Annotated in this window: 15 protein-coding genes; 10 read left to right on the plus strand and 5 right to left on the minus strand. The window is 64.6% G+C overall.

The genetic code is table 11. The features are described 5' to 3' along the window. Nucleotides 1-41: 41 nt before the first annotated feature. Nucleotides 42-689, plus strand: coding sequence for a pentapeptide repeat-containing protein (locus tag E8F20_RS16260; RefSeq protein WP_280284636.1), 648 nt, complete (start codon nucleotides 42-44; stop codon nucleotides 687-689). Between the two features lie 190 nt (nucleotides 690-879). On the opposite strand, the gene E8F20_RS16265 is transcribed toward E8F20_RS16260, so the two are convergent. The 3 genes from E8F20_RS16265 to E8F20_RS16275 are packed head-to-tail and all read right to left on the minus strand — an operon-like array spanning nucleotide 880 to nucleotide 2,911. After that, nucleotides 880-1,509: a response regulator transcription factor gene (locus E8F20_RS16265; RefSeq protein WP_280284637.1), complete on the minus strand. Its 630-nt coding sequence runs from the start codon at nucleotides 1,507-1,509 to the stop codon at nucleotides 880-882. Further along, nucleotides 1,506-2,768 (minus strand): ATP-binding protein, encoded by a 1,263-nt coding sequence (locus E8F20_RS16270; RefSeq protein WP_280284638.1) that lies wholly within the window; start codon nucleotides 2,766-2,768, stop codon nucleotides 1,506-1,508. The genes E8F20_RS16265 and E8F20_RS16270 overlap by 4 nt, the downstream gene beginning before the upstream one ends. 8 nt (nucleotides 2,769-2,776) lie before the next feature. Next, entirely contained in the window at nucleotides 2,777-2,911 is a 135-nt protein-coding gene (locus E8F20_RS16275; protein WP_280284639.1) for a hypothetical protein, read from the minus strand. A 153-nt stretch (nucleotides 2,912-3,064) separates the two neighbouring features. On the opposite strand from E8F20_RS16275, the gene E8F20_RS16280 reads away from it, so the two are divergent. From E8F20_RS16280 to E8F20_RS16310, 7 genes are all read left to right on the plus strand, one after another. Then, nucleotides 3,065-4,258, plus strand: a complete 1,194-nt coding sequence (locus E8F20_RS16280) for an ABC transporter substrate-binding protein (protein WP_280284640.1) — start codon at nucleotides 3,065-3,067, stop codon at nucleotides 4,256-4,258. 23 nt (nucleotides 4,259-4,281) lie between these two features. Then, nucleotides 4,282-5,250, plus strand: coding sequence for a YVTN family beta-propeller repeat protein (locus E8F20_RS16285; protein WP_280284641.1), 969 nt, complete (start codon nucleotides 4,282-4,284; stop codon nucleotides 5,248-5,250). Next, nucleotides 5,247-5,954, plus strand: coding sequence for an ABC transporter ATP-binding protein (locus tag E8F20_RS16290; protein ID WP_280284642.1), 708 nt, complete (start codon nucleotides 5,247-5,249; stop codon nucleotides 5,952-5,954). The genes E8F20_RS16285 and E8F20_RS16290 overlap by 4 nt, the downstream gene beginning before the upstream one ends. 143 nt (nucleotides 5,955-6,097) lie before the next feature. Beyond that, on the plus strand, nucleotides 6,098-6,892 hold the full coding sequence (locus E8F20_RS16295) for an ABC transporter permease (RefSeq protein ID WP_280284643.1): 795 nt from the start codon (nucleotides 6,098-6,100) through the stop codon (nucleotides 6,890-6,892). 66 nt (nucleotides 6,893-6,958) lie between these two features. Then, entirely contained in the window at nucleotides 6,959-7,081 is a 123-nt protein-coding gene (locus E8F20_RS16300; RefSeq protein WP_280284644.1) for a hypothetical protein, read from the plus strand. A 190-nt stretch (nucleotides 7,082-7,271) separates the two neighbouring features. Further along, nucleotides 7,272-7,934, plus strand: coding sequence for a response regulator transcription factor (locus E8F20_RS16305; protein WP_028627975.1), 663 nt, complete (start codon nucleotides 7,272-7,274; stop codon nucleotides 7,932-7,934). A 28-nt stretch (nucleotides 7,935-7,962) separates the two neighbouring features. Next, nucleotides 7,963-8,820 (plus strand): DMT family transporter, encoded by an 858-nt coding sequence (locus E8F20_RS16310; RefSeq protein WP_280284645.1) that lies wholly within the window; start codon nucleotides 7,963-7,965, stop codon nucleotides 8,818-8,820. Nucleotides 8,821-8,966: 146 nt separating this feature from the next. On the opposite strand, the gene E8F20_RS16315 is transcribed toward E8F20_RS16310, so the two are convergent. Next, on the minus strand, nucleotides 8,967-10,313 hold the full coding sequence (locus tag E8F20_RS16315; RefSeq protein WP_280284646.1) for an MFS transporter: 1,347 nt from the start codon (nucleotides 10,311-10,313) through the stop codon (nucleotides 8,967-8,969). 318 nt (nucleotides 10,314-10,631) lie between these two features. Here E8F20_RS16315 and E8F20_RS16320 point away from each other — a divergent pair, with 318 nt between their 5' ends. Then, complete coding sequence (locus E8F20_RS16320) at nucleotides 10,632-12,068, plus strand: aldehyde dehydrogenase family protein (RefSeq protein ID WP_280284647.1); 1,437 nt, start codon at nucleotides 10,632-10,634, stop codon at nucleotides 12,066-12,068. A 198-nt stretch (nucleotides 12,069-12,266) separates the two neighbouring features. Here E8F20_RS16320 and E8F20_RS16325 read toward each other — a convergent pair whose 3' ends face one another. After that, complete coding sequence (locus E8F20_RS16325; RefSeq protein ID WP_280284648.1) at nucleotides 12,267-13,547, minus strand: OprD family porin; 1,281 nt, start codon at nucleotides 13,545-13,547, stop codon at nucleotides 12,267-12,269. Nucleotides 13,548-13,707: 160 nt separating this feature from the next. On the opposite strand from E8F20_RS16325, the gene gcvA reads away from it, so the two are divergent. Then, entirely contained in the window at nucleotides 13,708-14,619 is a 912-nt protein-coding gene (gene gcvA, locus E8F20_RS16330; RefSeq protein WP_280284649.1) for a transcriptional regulator GcvA, read from the plus strand. Nucleotides 14,620-14,656 lie beyond the last annotated feature (37 nt).

Here is a 14,656-nt window from a genome sequence, read left to right on the forward strand (position 1 = left end):
GCGCCCCGGCTTCCTTTCAAGCCTCCCTTCGGAAACCTGCCATGAACAACCTGCACCTCTATCTGCCGCTCGCCCTGCTCGTAGCTGGCAGCCTGGCCCTGGCCGACGACGCCGACCTGGTGATCAACGGTTGCCGCATCGCCCCGGAAAGCCGCTGCCCCGGCGCCGACCTGCGGGGCGCGCAACTGGCCAACCAAGACCTGGGCAAGATGGACCTCGCCGGCGCCAACCTCGAAGGCGCCGACCTGCGTCATGCCCGCCTTGACCTGGCCAACCTCGAAAAGGCCCGCTTGGTCGGCGCCAACCTGACCCGGGCAAGCCTGCAACAGACCAACCTGCGCCTGGCGGACCTCAGCAACAGCCGCATGGTGGCCGTGCAAGGTTGGGGAATGTTCGCCCAGGCCGCGCAGTTCCAGGGCGCGGACCTCTCCGCGGCCTACCTGGAATTCGCCCGCCTTTCCGGCGCGAAAATGCACCGGGTGAAGCTCCAGGCCGCCGACCTGGAAATGGCCTGGCTGAGCAAGGTCGACCTCATGGACGCCGACCTGCGCGACGCCAACCTGCAGGAAGCCAAGATCGGTCAGGCAAACCTGGAAAACGCCGACCTTACTGGCACCCGCAAGCACTATGCGACCTTTCAGGAGACCAATATGGAAGGCTGCACGGGTTGCCCGAGCGGGTGGGATTGAGCGCCCCAGCCCAGCACTGAAGGTGTGTAGGTTTTCTGTGGGGCGATTTCAATCGCTATGTCTGCGTTAGCTGTTGCACGAGATTTACCATCGGTCCAAGAGCCAGCTCCTACAGGCAATACAGTTTCTTGCAACACGTAATGCAGACAGAGCCAATTCATTCACCAAGGGCTGCGAAGCGGCCCCTCTCCTACGGCCCTACCCGCAAAACACCGGTATCGATCGCCAGGTGCACCAGCTCTGCATGGGATTCCACCTGCAGCTTGCTCTTCAGCAGAGTCAGGTAGTTCGACACAGTCTTGCCGCTGATGCACAGGCGCTCGGCGATTTCGCGAGAAGGCAGGCCACGGGCGAGCATGACGAATATCTCGAACTCGCGCTGGGTGATGCCGCGCAAGCGCGGGTCATCGGTCTGATGGCACGCCAGCTGGGTAGCCAGCGGCTGTTCGATATAGGGATGGCCGGCAAGGATGCGCCGTACCGCTTCCAGCAACACTTCTGGCGGCGAGCTCTTGGTGATGTAACCGGCAGCGCCGGCGTCCAGGGCCTGGCGCACGAGGGGCAGTTCGTCGTGCATGCTGAAGAACAGCACGCGCAACTGCGGCAAGCGCTGGCGCAACCGGCGAGTGACCTCCAGGCCGCTGATGCCGGGCAGCCCCACGTCGACGATGACCAGGTTGGGAATCTCCTCCTGCACCTTCTGCAGGGCGTCCTCGCCGCTGCCCGCCTCGCTGACCTGCACCTCCGGCAGCAACGCGCAAAGCAAGGCCGCATAGCCCTGGCGCACCACGGCATGGTCGTCCACCAGCAGGATTTTCATGATCCAAGCCCCTCCACGGGCAGGCTGAGGCTGAGCACCAGGCCAGCGCCGGGACGCGTCAGCAATCTGAGCTCACCTCCCAGGCAGCGGGCACGTTCGCGCATGGAACGCAGGCCGATGCCACCACCATCGAGGCGCTCGGCGCCGCGTCCGTCATCCCGCACCACCAGGCGCAACCTTCGCCCGCCGGCGCGCAGGCGCACCCGCACCTCGCTCGCCTCGGCATGGCGCACCACATTCGTAAGCGCTTCCTGCAGCAGTCGATAGAGATGGGCCTTGGCTTCGCCGGAAATCGGCGGCAGGTCCTCAGCCAACTGCATGTGACAGGCGATGCCATGGGTCTGCTGCCACTGTTGGCCGAGCAGGCGAATGGCTTCGGCCAGTTCCAGGCGTTCCAGCATCACCGGGTAAAGATCTCGGACCAGCGCGCGGAAACCGTCCTGCAGGTGCTGGCAGTTGCTCTCCAGGGCCAGGGCAGTTCGATTCACCACTGGCAGTTGACCGGTCACGCTGCGCAGCAGGAAGAGCTGGGCTCGAATCCCGGCGAGGTACTGACCGAGGTCGTCGTGCAGCGCCTGGGCCAGTTGCCGTCGCTCACGCTCCTGCAACGCCAGCAGTGCCCGGGTAAGTTCGGCGTTCTCCGCCTTGACCCGTCCCAGGGAGGACGCCATCTGGTTGAAGTGGCCGGCCAGATGCCGGGACTCGGCCGTGGAGTGCAGCGGCAGGCGCGCCTGCAAATCACCACGAGACACTTGCTGCAAGGCGCCAAGCAATTCATCCAGCACCCGCAAGCCACACCGTACCGCCCAGCGGATGGCCAGCAGGCTGAGGCCCAGGGCGATGCCGAACAGAGCCAGCAGTTGTTTCAGGGAGTCGCGAATCTCGTCCACTTCGTCGCGCGGGTCGACGCTGATTCGTACGCGACTGCCATCGGCCAGCCGCAAGGTCTGGCCGTCGGTCTCCGCCATGGGATAGAGCCAGTCCGCCAGCCAGCGCTGAAGCGGACCTGGCGTCGGCTCGGCAGTGGGCTGGTCGGGGCGGTTAACCTTTACATGGCGCAAGTTGCTGGTGAGGTGAGGTTGCAGCGCAGAAGGATCACGCAGGGCCGCTTCACGCAGGTACTCGACCACCGCCTCGGCGGCCACCAGTTCACGGCGCACGTCCTGCCCGGCCTGGCGAAGCAGCAGGGCCAGACTGGCCGTCCCCACCAGCACGAAGAACAGGGTCACCAGCAGGTTGATGCGCCATAGCGCGGACATGGCCGGCCTCACTCCTGCAGCCAGGGAATGCGCTGTTCAGGCACACCCGTCGGTTGGTGGTCGTCGGCAGGCCTGGCCCGATCGAAACCGAGCAGGCTGAGGATCAACAACGCAGGCAACAGCAGATGCTTGAGGATGCGCATGGCGCGAACTCCCTCTGATTATTGTGCTGCCATGCTAGGGCTGATCGACGGATGGGTTTCTACTACCTTGGTACCGCCCGACCGGTACTTTCTGCATATTTTCCGCGCGTCTCCCGCTTCCTATGCTGGCTCCACGTTCGAAGGAGCCCTGCAATGCGCCACTACCTGCTCCATGGCCTGGCCTATCTGCTGGCCCTGTCCAGCGCCGCCCTGCTTGCCACCGAGATCCGCGCCGATGAAGGCCTGGAGGTGCGCATCGGTTACCTGGCCTGGGAGCCCACGCGCGGCCCGCTGTTATCCAACGTGATTCCCGAGCCGGAAGATGCGGGCCTGCGCGGCGCCGAACTGGCCATCACCGACAGCAACAGCACCGGACGCTTCCTCAAGCACCACTATCAACTGGACGCGAACCCCAGCCCGACGCCCGAGGCGCTGCTGTCCAGGGCTCGGGCACTGCATGAACAGGGACTGCGGCTGTTCGTGGTCAATGCTCCGGCCGGGCAGGTGCTGCAACTGGCAGACGCCCTCCCCGACAGCCTGCTGTTGAACGCCGGCAGCCCTGCGGACGACCTGCGCGGCGAGCAGTGCCGCGCCAACCTGCTGCACAGCCTGCCCAATCGCGCGATGCTGGCCGATGCCCTGGCACAGTTCCTCGCCGTGCGCCGCTGGCAGCGCTGGCTGCTGGTGATCGGCCAGACTTCGGACGACCTGGCCTACGCAAGCTCCCTGCGCCGCGCAGCCGGGCGTTTTGGTGCAAAGATCGTCGACGAGAAACCCTGGGCCTTCGATAACGACCAGCGCCGCAGCGCCCAGGCGGAAATGCCGCTGTTCACCCAAACCAGCGAGTACGACGTGGTACTGGTGGCCGACGAGCGCGGTGATTTCGGTGAATACCTCCCCTACAACACCTGGTACCCGCGCCCGGTGGCCGGAACCCAGGGTCTGACCCCGACGGGCTGGCACAAGACAGTGGAAACCTACGGTGCCGCCCAGTTGCAGAAGCGCTTCGAGGCACTGGCAGGACGCGGGATGAACGACCGTGATTTCGCCGCCTGGATTGCCGTGCGCAGCATTGCCAGCGCCGTGACCCGCCTGAAAAGTGCCGATGCCGGGGCGATCCGCACCCTCGCCCTGTCCTCCGACCTGCCCCTCGACGGTTTCAAGGGACGCAAGCTGAGCTACCGAGACTGGGATGGCCAGTTGCGCCAACCCATTCCCCTCGTCCACCCCCGCGCCCTGGTGAGCACTTCGCCCCAGGACGGTTTTCTGCACCCGGTCAGCGAACTGGACAGCCTCGGCTTCGACCGCCCCGAAAGCACGTGCCGCCGGTTCGCCACAGCCGACTGACAACAACAAGAAGGACAACCGCCATGCCCGCCCCCCTTGCCACTGCCATCGGCTCCGCCCTGTTGCTGCTCGCAGGCCAGGCCCTGGCCGCCACTGCCTATGTATCCAATGAGAAAGACAACAACGTCAGCGTTATCGATCTGGACAGCCTGGAGGTCACCGCCCGCCTGGATGTCGGCGAACGCCCACGCGGCCTCGCACTGTCCAGCGACAACAAGCTGCTCTACATCTGCGCCAGCGATTCGGACACGGTGCAGGTCATGGACCTGGCCACTCGCAAGATCGTCAAGGAACTGCCCTCCGGCGCCGACCCCGAGCAGTTCGCTCTGCACCCCAATGACCGCTGGCTGTACATCTCCAATGAGGACGACGCCCTGGTGACAGTGGTGGACACTCGGAGCGAGCAGGTGTTGGCGCAGATCGAGGTCGGCGTGGAGCCCGAGGGTATGGCCGTGAGCCCCGACGGCAACTGGGCGGTGAACACCAGCGAAACCACCAACATGTTGCACTGGATCGACACCACCACCCAGCAACTGGTGGACAACACACTGGTGGACCAGCGCCCGCGCCATGTGGAGTTCAGCCCGGATGGCAAGCTGCTCTGGGCCTCGGCCGAGATCGGCGGCACGGTCACGGTCGTCGACGTGCCCAGCCGTCAGGTGCAGAAGGTGCTGAAGTTCCAGGTAAAGGGCGTGCATGCCGACAAGGTGCAGCCAGTCGGGGTCAAGCTGACGCGCGACGGCAAGTACGCCTTCGTCGCCCTGGGCCCGGCCAACCATGTGGCGGTGCTGGACGCGAAGACCTATGAGGTACTCGATTACCTGCTGGTGGGAAGGCGCGTGTGGCACCTGGCGTTTACTCCCGATGAGAAGCGCTTGCTGGCCACCAACGGCATCAGCGGCGACGTTTCGGTGATCGATATCGACAGCCTCAAGGTGGCCAAATCGATCAAGGTCGGCCGTTACCCCTGGGGCGTGGTGGTGACCCCATGAGCGCCCTGGAACTGGCCGGAGTAGGGTTCTCTTACGGCCCTCGGCGCGCCCTTGAGCAGGTAGCGTTCGAGCTCGACGCAGGCAGCTTCACAGCGTTGCTTGGCCCCAACGGTGCCGGCAAGTCAACCCTGATCGCCCTGCTCACCCGCCTGTACGACCTGCAACAGGGCGAGGTCAGCGTCTGCGGCCATTCCCTGCGCCGAGAACCACGCAAGGCCCTGGCGAAACTGGGTGTGGTGTTCCAGCAGAGCACCCTGGACCTGGACCTCAGCATCGAGCAGAACCTGCGCTACCACGCCGCCCTTCATGGCCTGCCCGGCAGGCTGGCCAATGCGCGCATCGAGCGCGAGCTGGAGCGCCAGCAATTGGGCCCACGCCGGAAAGACAAGGTGCGTTTGCTCAACGGAGGCCACCGCCGACGGGTGGAAATCGCTCGCGCCCTGCTCCACGAGCCGCGTCTGCTCTTGCTGGATGAAGCCAGCGCCGGCCTGGACCCCGCCAGCCGCGACGGGCTGAACCGGCATGTACGCCAGCTGTGCCGCGAGCAAGGCGTGACGGTGCTCTGGACCACCCACCTGCTGGACGAGTTGCAACCCACCGATCACCTGCTGGTGCTGCAGAAGGGCCGGCTGGTGGCCGACGGCGAGGCCGCGAGCCTCGGCGAAGGCGGTGTGGCGGCGGCGTTCGAGCGGTTAACGGCATGACCCAGCAAGGACGCGACCCAAGTTGTGGGGACGAATTCATTCGCGAAAGGACGGCGCAGCCGTCCCCATCGGCTCCCAATGACGGCCCTTCGGCCCGCTTTGCGATTGAAATCGCCCCCACAAAAAGCCCCGGAGGCCTCGATATGCTCGCCGCCTACTGGCAATGCCTGCGCGGCATACTGCTGCGCGAATGGCTGCGTTTCGTGCTGCAACGCACACGCTTTCTCAGCGCCCTGGTGCGTCCGCTGCTCTGGCTGCTGGTGTTCGCTGCGGGTTTCCGCGCGGCGCTCGGGATTGCCATCATCGAGCCTTACGACACTTACATCACCTACGACACTTACATAGTCCCGGGCCTGGCCTGCATGATCCTGCTGTTCAACGGCATGCAAGGCTCGTTATCCATGGTCTACGACCGCGAGATGGGCAGCATGCGCCTGCTGCTCACAAGCCCCCTGCCCCGCCCCTTTCTCCTGGCGTCCCGCTTGCTGGCCACATCGCTGGTGTCGTTGCTGCAGGTCTATGCGTTCCTTGCCATCGCCTGGCTCTACGGCGTACAGCCGCCGGTCTTTGGCCTGCTGACGGCGCTCCCGGCATTGCTGCTGGCAGCCCTGCTGCTCAGTGCCCTTGGGCTACTGCTGTCCAACGGCATCCGCCAATTGGAGAACTTCGCCGGGGTCATGAACTTCGTGATCTTCCCACTGTTCTTCCTGTCCTCGGCGCTCTACCCGTTGTGGAAGATGCGCGAGGCCAGCGAGTGGCTGTATTGGCTCTGCGCGTTGAACCCTTTCAGCCACGCCGTGGAGATGGTGCGTTTCGCGTTGTACGAGCGCCTCAACGGGTTGGCGATCGGCGTGTGCCTGGGGCTGACACTTCTCTTCGCCCTGGCTGCGCTTCTGAGCTTCAACCCCCAGCATGCGGCCCTTCGCAAGGCGGGGTAAACGCACTTCAGGCGAGCCATTACCATACGACCATGAGCAGCCAGTGGTTCCACGACCACCCTGCCGGTGCTGGCTACTTTCCAGCTGTCCTTCGATGTGCACAGTGGCGTGCTGCGTTCGGCCAGAGCCTGCCTGTCCACGCCCGACTTCCAGGTTCTCTGCGCCCATGCCGGCACTGCACCGGAATAGTGCCATCTACTACTTTGGTACTGCTTTCCCCCTCTCAACGTCGAATTCCAAAAGCAGCGGCACTGGTCTGTAATAGCTGCCTATAAAAGTACAGAGCGTCCGCGATGAAGCCCGCCCGTCCCGTGCCCTTCCCCTGACCGGGCACGCCCGGGCCTGCCGCACCATAATGAAAACAACGAGGTGAAAGGCCGTGTACAAGATTCTGATTGCCGATGACCACCCGCTCTTCCGCGAAGCCATCCACAACGTCATCAGCGATGGATTTCCGGAAAGCGAAGTGATGGAGACCGCTGACCTGGACAGCGCCCTGGCCCTGACCCAGGAGCACGACGACCTGGACCTGATCCTCCTCGACCTGAACATGCCCGGCATGCATGGGCTGAACGGGCTGATCAACCTGCGCAACGAAGCCCCCACCGTGCCGGTGGTCATCGTCTCCGCCGAGCAGGACAAGCAGGTGGTGTTGCAGGCCATCACCTACGGCGCGGTGGGCTTCATCACCAAATCCTCGCCCCGCGCGCAAATGACCGACGCCATCGAGCAGATTCTCAACGGCAATGTCTACCTGCCGTCCGACATCATCCGTACCCAGAAGACCTCGCCTCGCCGCCACCATGAAGATGCCGGCATTCCACCGGAACTGCTGCAGGCGCTGACCCGCAAGCAACTCCTGGTACTGGAACGCATGACCAAGGGCGAGTCGAACAAGCAGATCGCCTATAACCTGGACATCGCCGAAACCACGGTGAAGGCCCACGTCTCGGCCATCCTGCGCAAGCTCAACGTACACAACCGTGTACAGGCCATCCTCTCAGCCAGCGATATCGACTTCACCGCCTATCTGCGCCGTTGAACCAACGGGTATCCCCCTAAGGACAGCCATGCCTGCCGCCCGTACGCTGTTGCTCACCGCACTGGCCATGCTGGCCTTTGCCGGCAACTCCCTGCTCTGCCGACTCGCCCTGAAGGAAACCGCCATCGACGCGGTGAGCTTCACGGCCATCCGCATCGCCTCCGGCGCGCTGATGCTCTGGCTGTTGCTGCGACTGCGTCACACGCCCCTGGCCAGCGCCGGCAATTGGCGTGCCGCGCTGGCGCTGTTCGTCTACGCCGCCGCGTTCTCCTATGCCTACCTGCAGCTGGATGCCGGGGCCGGCGCGCTGCTGCTGTTCGGTGCGGTGCAGCTCTGCATGGTGGTTTTCGGCCTGCTGCGCGGCGAGCGCCTGAACCCTCGACAGGCCCTGGGTTTCACCCTGGCCACGGGCGGCCTGGTGGTGCTGCTGCTACCCGGCGCCACAGCACCGCCCCTGGTGGGCGGGCTGCTGATGCTGCTCGCGGGCCTGGCCTGGGGCGTCTATACCCTGCTGGGCCGCCAGGCCGGCCTGCCGCTGGCGGCCACCGCCGGCAACTTCATCCGCGCCCTGCCATTCGCCGCCCTGCTCCTGCTGCCCTTCATCGGCCAACTGACCCTGGACCTGCCAGGCCTTGTCTACGCCCTGCTCTCCGGTGCATTGACCTCTGGCATCGGCTACGCCATCTGGTACAGCGCCCTGCCCGGCCTCGGCGCCCTGCAGGCCGCCAGCGTGCAACTCAGCGTCCCCGTCCTCGCGGCCCTTGGCGGCGCGTTGCTGCTGGGCGAAACCATCAGCCTGCGCCTGGCGCTGGTTTCGCTGGCAGTGCTGGGCGGCATTGCGCTGGTGCTGCGCGCGAAGTGGCAGGGGGTGCCGCAGAAGGCGTAAGGCGTATTCGGTTTCCCACGTTCGTAGGACGTGGACTAGCCTATGGCCCCGATAAGGGGGCATCGCGGATCTCATCCGGGCTCCTACAGACAATCCGGCTTGAGGCCGAGCCCGTCGGGCCCGGCTTTCTCTGTCCGCCAGCGCGATCAGCGCAGCGGCTGCCCCTTCATCTCCGGCATGCGGATGTAGACCACCAGGCTCACCAGGCTCACCGCAGCGACGTAGACCCAGAACAGATGGCCATAACCCGCGCCCGCTGCTGCCGTCATGATGTAGGGCGAAGTCCCGCCGAACAGGGTGACCGACAGCGCATAGGGCAAGGCGATGCCCGTGACCCGCACCTCGGCCGGGAACTGCTCGGCCATGGTTACGGCCGAGGCAGCGCCGAAGCCGGTGAGGATAACCATGGAGACGGTTTGTAGCAGCACCACCTCGGCCAGGCTGATGCCCTGGTAAAGCAGCCCGAAGCTTGGCCAGGCCCAGAGGATGGACGCGGCGGCAAAGGCGATCAGCACCGGGCGGCGGCCAATGCGATCGGCCAGCATGCCGACCAGCGGCATCAGCAGCAGCGACACGCTCACGGCGATGGCCCCGGCCAGCAAAGTCTCGCGGATCGACATGCCGGTCACCAGGTGAACCTGGGACGGGTAGCTCACCATCCACACGTAGTTCAGCAGGTTGCCCGCCATGGCGACGCCGATGACCCGCAACACGTCTTTGCGGTGTGTGGTGAAGATGTCGCGGATCGGGCGCTTCTCGACCGCCTTCTTGGCCACGCGGGACTTGAACACCTCGGTTTCCTTCACCGACAGCCGGATCCACAGGGTGAGCACGCCCATCAGCGCAGCGATGATGAACGCCACACGCCAGCCCCAGTCTTCCAGGGCCGTGTCGCTACCCACCGAGGCCAGCACGAAGCCGAGCAGGAAGGACACCAGCGTGCCGGCGTTGATCGCGAACCACTGCCAGGAGCCGGCGAAGGCACGCCGATCAGACGGTGCCGATTCGATCAGGAAGGCCGAGGCGGAACCGAATTCCCCACCGGCCGAGAAGCCCTGGGTCAGGCGTGCCAGGACCAGGATGATGGGGGCGGCGATGCCGATGCTCTCGTAGTTGGGGCAGATACCGATCACCAGCGAGGCCAGCGACATCAGCAGGATCGACAGGGTCAGGCCCTTCTTGCGGCCATAGCGGTCGGCGAACACACCGAGCACCGCACCGCCGATGGGGCGCATGAGGAAGCCCACGGCGAACACCGCCAGTACCGAGAGCAGCGCGGTAAGGCTGTTGCCGGCCGGGAAGAACTGCTTGGCGAGGATGGACGAGAACGTGGCGTAGATCACCCAGTCGGTGTACTCGACTATGGTGCCCAGGGTCGCGGCCACGATGGCCTTTTTCTCGGTCCGGTTCAGCTTGCGGCCGGTATCAGCCTGGCCCGTGGCAGACATGGAATCCGGCATGAGGCCGCCAATCGCACTATTGTCGTTAGTCATTGCATCGCTCCCGTGAGCACACTTTTTGTTGTTGATCGCCCGAAGGCGTTCTCTTCTGGTTAGCGAGCAAGATGCAGTGTCACGCAGGGGCGGTGAAGCGAGATTTCCGCCCAGTACACTTGACTTTAAATCAAGCGATAGCCCAGGAAATGCGTGCGTCCCAGGCACTCTATCGCTTGAGGTTTTCTCAAGTCTTGATGGCTGAAAATTCCTTTGAAGGCACACAGCCGAAGGCCGAACCTGCCCCCTGCGCCCGGGTCGACGAACAAGAATGGCACCCGATCATGATCCGGGCCTTGAATTGAGGAGTCTCGAAGCATGTTCTTGAAAGTTGAGAGCTACATCGGCGGGCGCAGCCTGGCGCCTGTCGAAGGCCGCTACGTCGACAAGTTCGATCCGCGCACCGGCGAAAAGCTCGGCGAGGTCGCCAACAGCGGCCCGCAGGAAGTGGAGCTCGCCATCCAGTCCGCCCAGGACGCCCTGCCGGCCTGGCGTGACATGCGGCCTTCCGAGCGTGGCCGCATCCTGGTGGAGCTGGCGCGTATCGTGCGTCGCAGCGAAGACCGCCTGGGCAAGCTGGAAAGCGCCGAGACCGGCAAACCCGGCCGCGAGATGGCCACGCTGATGGACCTCACCGCCCAGTACTTCGAGTTCTACGCCGGCCTGGTCAACGTGATGGACGGCGAAGTGATCAACCAGGGCCCCAACTACCACGTCTACACCCGCCGCGATCCCTTCGGCGTGATCGGTGCGATCCTGCCATGGAATGCCCCGCTGCATCAGGCCGCCCGCGCCATTGCACCGGCCCTGGCCACCGGAAACACGGTCGTTGCCAAACCTTCCGAGCACACCTCCGCCTCGTTGGTGGAACTGGCCCGCATCGCCGTTGAAGAAGCCGGCCTGCCTGCCGGTGTGTTCAACGTGGTCGTCGGCAAGGGCAGCGTCATCGGCCCGGTGATGGCGCGCCATCCGCTGATGCGCAAGATTTCCTTCACCGGTGGCATTACCGCGGGTCAGGAACTGGGCCGCATCGCTGCCGAGCGCATCCTGCCGCTGACCCTGGAGCTGGGCGGCAAGTCGGCGAATATCGTCTTCGATGACGCCGACCTCGACGCCGCCGCCAAGGGCGCCACCACGGCCTTCACCTGGAACAGCGGCCAGTGGTGCTGCGCCGGCACCCGTCTGCTGGTGCAGGAGAACGTCCACGACCGCTTCGTCGAGAAGCTGGTGGCCGAGGTCGCGGCCTTGCGCGTCGGCCCGGACTTCGACTCCACCTCCGGCCCCATCACCACCCAGGCGCAATTCGAGAAGATCCAGAGTTACTTCGCAATCGCTGAACGCGAAGGCCTCAAACCGGCCATCGGCGGCAAGGTGGCCAGCGGCGAACATCTCGGTAAAGGCTGGTACATCGAACCCACCGTCTATACCGGCGTGACCAATGACATGACCCTGGCCCGGGAAGAAATCTTCGGTCCCATCCTCTGCGTCATCCCCTTCAAGGACGAAGCCGATGCCCTGCGCATCGCCAACGACAGCGAGTTCGGCCTGGGAGCCGGCATCTGGAGCCGCGATATCGGCCGCGTGCACCGGGTGGCCGCCGGCCTGGAAGCCGGGCGCATCGTGGTCAACGAGTACAGCGGCGGATTCGTCCAGACGCCGTGTGGTGGCTTCAAGCAGAGCGGCTACGGTCGCGAGCAAGGCATCGACGCCCTCTCCCACTACACCCAGCTGAAGTCGGTGATCATCCGCCTCTGATCCTGCGCCAGGGACTGCCCATGCAGGATGTGGCGGGCGGCGCTCCGCTCGAGCGCGGCGGTACCCATCACCTCGTATCGATGGGTATCGCAAGCTCCACCCATCCTACGGCCTCGAATTGAGCGAGACGCGGTACCCCCTACACAAAATGCAAAAAACCGGCCCCTTCTGGGGCCGGTTCCTTTGCGCAGATACGGATTACCAGAGCGGCAGGGTGTAGGTGACGATCAAGCGGCTCTCATCGATATCGGGACCGAAGTTGCTGCGCACGCTAGCATTGCGCCATTTGATGCCGAGATTCTTCAGTGGCCCGTTCGGCACCACATACGCGATGTCGATATCTCGCTCCCACTCCTTGCCCTCCTCCGCCCTGCCCGTGACTTGCACATTGTCGCCCGACAGGTAGCGCGTCATGACGGTCAGGCCGGGAATGCCCAGCGCGGCGAAATCGAAGTCGTAGCGCGCCTGCCAGGAGCGTTCGTCCGCATTGCCGAAGTCGTTGATCTGCACCAGGTTCACCAGGTATCCATCCGCCCCGCTGGCATAGGCGAAACCGGTATCGCCGGCCATATGCTGGTAGCCCATCCCGAGGGCGTGGGGGCCTCGTTTGTAAGTGAAAATCGCCCCCAGCGCGCGGTTATCGACATTGCTGCCGCCATCGTCGAGGCTCCGCGCCCAGCGCAGGTCGGACTTGATGGAGCCGGCATCGCCCAGGTCCAGGCTGTGGCCCAGGGTGAGGTAGTGCTGGCGGTAGATTCCGTCCAGTCCGCCGTAGTGGTACGCAGTGGTGAGGGCTGGCGTCCACTTGTAGCTGGCACCGGCGAAGTCAAGCGCATCGCTGGTCTTGTTGCGGCCCAGGACGATGTTGCGCGCCCCGCCGTTGAACACCTGCATCGCCTCGTTATCCGAAGAGTTGCGCAGGTTCACCCGCTCGAAGCGTCCCAGGTCCAGGGCCAGGTCCTTCACCTCGGCACTGCTGAGCCAGGTACCGCGAAAGGTCTGCGGCAGCAGCCGACTGTCGTTTGACAGGGCAACAGGTAGCTTGGGCTGCAGAGTGCCGATCTTCAGCAGGCTGCTGGAGGCTCGCAGCTTGGCCGTGAGCCCCAGTTCGCCGTAATCGTCCTGGGCACGCTTGGGCCTTTCCCGGTCGGATTGCAGCAGGCCCGTTCCGGTGCGATCCGGGCTGGAATCCAGCTTCACCCCGAGCAGGCCAAGGGCATCGACGCCGACGCCGACTGGCCCCTCGGTGAAACCCGACTCGTACCGCAGCAGAAAACCCTGGGCCCACTCCTCGGCCTTGCTCTGTGCAGCGCCGTCCTGGCGGAAATCGCGGTTGAGGTAGAAGTTGCGCATTTCCAGGCTGGCCCTGGAGCCATTGATGAAATCGGCACTGGCGGTGCCGCTGGCACCACAGGTCAGGCCGAAGAGCGCAAACAGGGTGTGCGGGCCAAAGCAGCAGGCCCGGTTGGGAGTGATCATGGAGCGGCTCTCTCTTGTTGTTGTGATACGTCCGGAGCCGATCCTAGGAACCCGCCAGAGGCCGCGACAAACGATTAAAACAGGGCTTTCGCTTGAGATTTACTCAACCATAACTAGAGTAAGATTCCGCGCCATTCCACGCGTCCAAGAAGAAGAACCGATGATGGACAGACTGCCGCCGCTCAACGCCGTAAGGGCTTTCGAAGCCGTTGCCCGGCACCTCAGCATCACCCTCGCCGCCGATGAGCTGAACGTCACACCAGGGGCTGTTTCCCGGCAGATCCGCGCCCTTGAGGACTACATGGAACAGCCGCTGTTCCTCCGCGGGCACCGGCAGATCACCCTCACCCCGGCCGGCGAGCAGTACTTCAAGGCAGTGGCACGCATCATCGAAGAACTTCGCAGCGCCACCCGCAAGCTCAAGCGCCCCGCCAAGCGCCGGCAGATCAAGGTGCGCGCCTACACCACCTTCGCCATGCAATGGCTGATTCCGCGACTGGCCAGTTTCCATCAGGAGAACCCCAAGATCGAGGTGCTGCTGACCGCCTCGCTGGACACGGTGGACTTTCAGAAGGATGACCTGGACGCAGCGATCCGACTCGGCTCGGGAGACTGGCCCAACTGCAACTGCTACGTGCTCAGCGACAACGTGCTGGCCCCCGTGTGCAGCCCCAGCCTGCTCGACATCGGACCAGGCCTGCACGAGCCGGCGGACGTGGCCGATTACACCATGCTGCACTCCATCGCCCGACCGGACGACTGGAGCCATTGGCTGCAGGCCGCAGGCGTGGGCAGCGCCGTGGACGCCCGCGCCGGCATGACTTACCAGAGCTCTTCCATGGCCTATGCAGCGGCTTCCGGCGGCCAGGGCATCGCCATCGCCCAGTTGTTCCTGGTGGAAAAGGAGCTGCGCGAAGGCACCCTGGTGCGCCCGTTCCCGCAGACCGTGGACATGGGTGCCTACACCTATTACCTGCTCACCCCCAGGCACCGGGCAGAGAGCGAGGACATGAGCATCTTCCGCCAATGGCTGCTGGAACAGGCGCGCCAGACGCGACATGGCCCTTCATAAGTTGGCGCCCACCCTGGCCCCGAATGGTGGAAATGAA

Origin of the sequence: Pseudomonas sp. BN415 (assembly GCF_029871195.1) — a bacterium.
Taxonomy (GTDB): Bacteria; Pseudomonadota; Gammaproteobacteria; order Pseudomonadales; family Pseudomonadaceae; genus Metapseudomonas; species Metapseudomonas resinovorans.